Source organism: Mesorhizobium sp. M1143 (assembly GCF_040318435.1).
GTDB lineage: Bacteria > Pseudomonadota > Alphaproteobacteria > Rhizobiales > Rhizobiaceae > Mesorhizobium.
Window position 1 is genome coordinate 1 of sequence record NZ_JAMYMJ010000170.1, and the last position, 1,610, is coordinate 1,610.

Annotated in this window: 2 protein-coding genes; both read right to left on the reverse strand. The window is 60.3% G+C overall.

Annotated elements, in window-relative coordinates; genetic code table 11:
- Positions 1-902: 902 nt before the first annotated feature.
- The gene (locus NKH35_RS31675) at positions 903-1,313 is read right to left on the reverse strand and encodes a TadE/TadG family type IV pilus assembly protein (protein ID WP_023716265.1); all 411 of its coding nucleotides are present in this window, start codon (positions 1,311-1,313) and stop codon (positions 903-905) included.
- The coding region (locus tag NKH35_RS31680; protein ID WP_352917566.1) for a pilus assembly protein at positions 1,303-1,610 on the reverse strand (308 nt) is incomplete at its 5' end. The genes NKH35_RS31680 and NKH35_RS31675, both read right to left, overlap by 11 nt.

Genomic DNA, 1,610 nt, shown 5'->3' on the forward strand with positions numbered 1-1,610 from the left:
CTCGTTCGTTTGGATGTTTCGCTGGCGTTGGCAGGAGGCGCATATGTTCGCCAGCCGGCGGATACCACACCGCCCCACCGGTCAGGCCCAGCGCGCCCGCTGCAAAGTCCCCGCAGACGGCTGCTGGGCCGCTGGCGGGCAGCGGCTACTTGCTGACGATCCAATCCACCAAGCCAGTTTCGATCAGCTCGCACCCAGTCAAATCGCGCACCAGGGCCTTGGCTAAATCGCGCCATTGACACTCAGGCGTACCCGTTTCCCCTACTAGGGCTCGGAATGCAGAGCGGAGAACGTCGGCTTGAAACGCGGAGGCGGCAACAGTAGACGGGCCGCCATCTTCCCAGCCTAGCGCCACGTCGTGACGACGTTGACCAAGGCGCTTCAGAAGCTCGCGTGAGGCTCGGATGGCCCTGCGCGATTGATCCATGTCCCGGCGAAATGTGGCGGGTTCCGCCATGGACTTCTGGCGCATCAGCAAGGTGGCCGTAGTGGCCGCTCGAGCGATATCTATGGGCGTTGCAACCATCGCAGCCTCCCAGAAAAGGCAATGGCAAACGACACATTAATAAGCTCGCCGAAACTCTCTCCGCAATGAAAAGAGTTGTACGAATTTACCAACCCGCACCCTTCAGTGATGCCGGACCGCTAGATATTCTCTATTGTTCTGTCATCGCAATGAAGGAGGACATCTTCGAGCACCCGTAGCACACCTGTTGCATGGAAAAAGCTGTAGGCGTCTATAGGTGCCCGGGGAATCCGCCGTTTGTCTGCGTTGTGGAGCGGGACAAAGCAGGTTTCCTCACTCAGGCCGCCTACCGTGAAGCGGGGCACAAGCCCGAATTCGACGCATTGCCTTGGGAAGCTGAATACAGGGCCGCCAACTCAACCAAGCCGGCCGTATCCTAGCTGGCAACCAGGGGCACCGTGACGGTCGTGGCGTAATTTATCGGATACTGGTCGAAATACGGGAAAGCGATGACGAAGGCATAGCTGGCGGTCAGATGCGCCATCTTGAAGCCGCCGCTGGCAGGGTCGATCGCGATCGTCACAATGACGTTCTGCAGACCCAGATTCACCAATTTCTGCGTGGCGATGGCTTGGATGTCGCTCTGCGAAAGCGTGTTGTTCAGCTGCAGCGCCCGGGAAGAGGTTTCCAGTGTATAGCGGACGGTCGACACGGCATTCATGGCCCAGCCGAAGGCGAAGATTCCGAACAAAAGCATCACCAGGAAAGGCGCGATCAAGGCGAATTCCAGCCCGGCTGCGCCGGAGCAGTCACGGCGCCACCTGGATCCGATCCTTTCAGCGGACACGGATCACCTGCTGATGACTGATCGCGCGCGGGTCCGGGAAGACACCGAAGTTAAACGGGGGCACCCAGGTGCCCGTCGCCGTTATCTGGACGAAGACGGTCGGCAGCTTCGTTCCGCCGCAAATGGTGGTCGCATCCACGACCGTGGCGCCGCACAAATAGGAGCGGACCAGTACGACCGCGGCGTCCTCGGGCTTGTCGTTCCAGCTCGAAAGCGCGACCGCCTGCGTTCCGGTGTCATTGGACGCGCCGGCCATTACGAGATTGGCCGCGGTTTTAACGCCCGCGCGCATCTGCA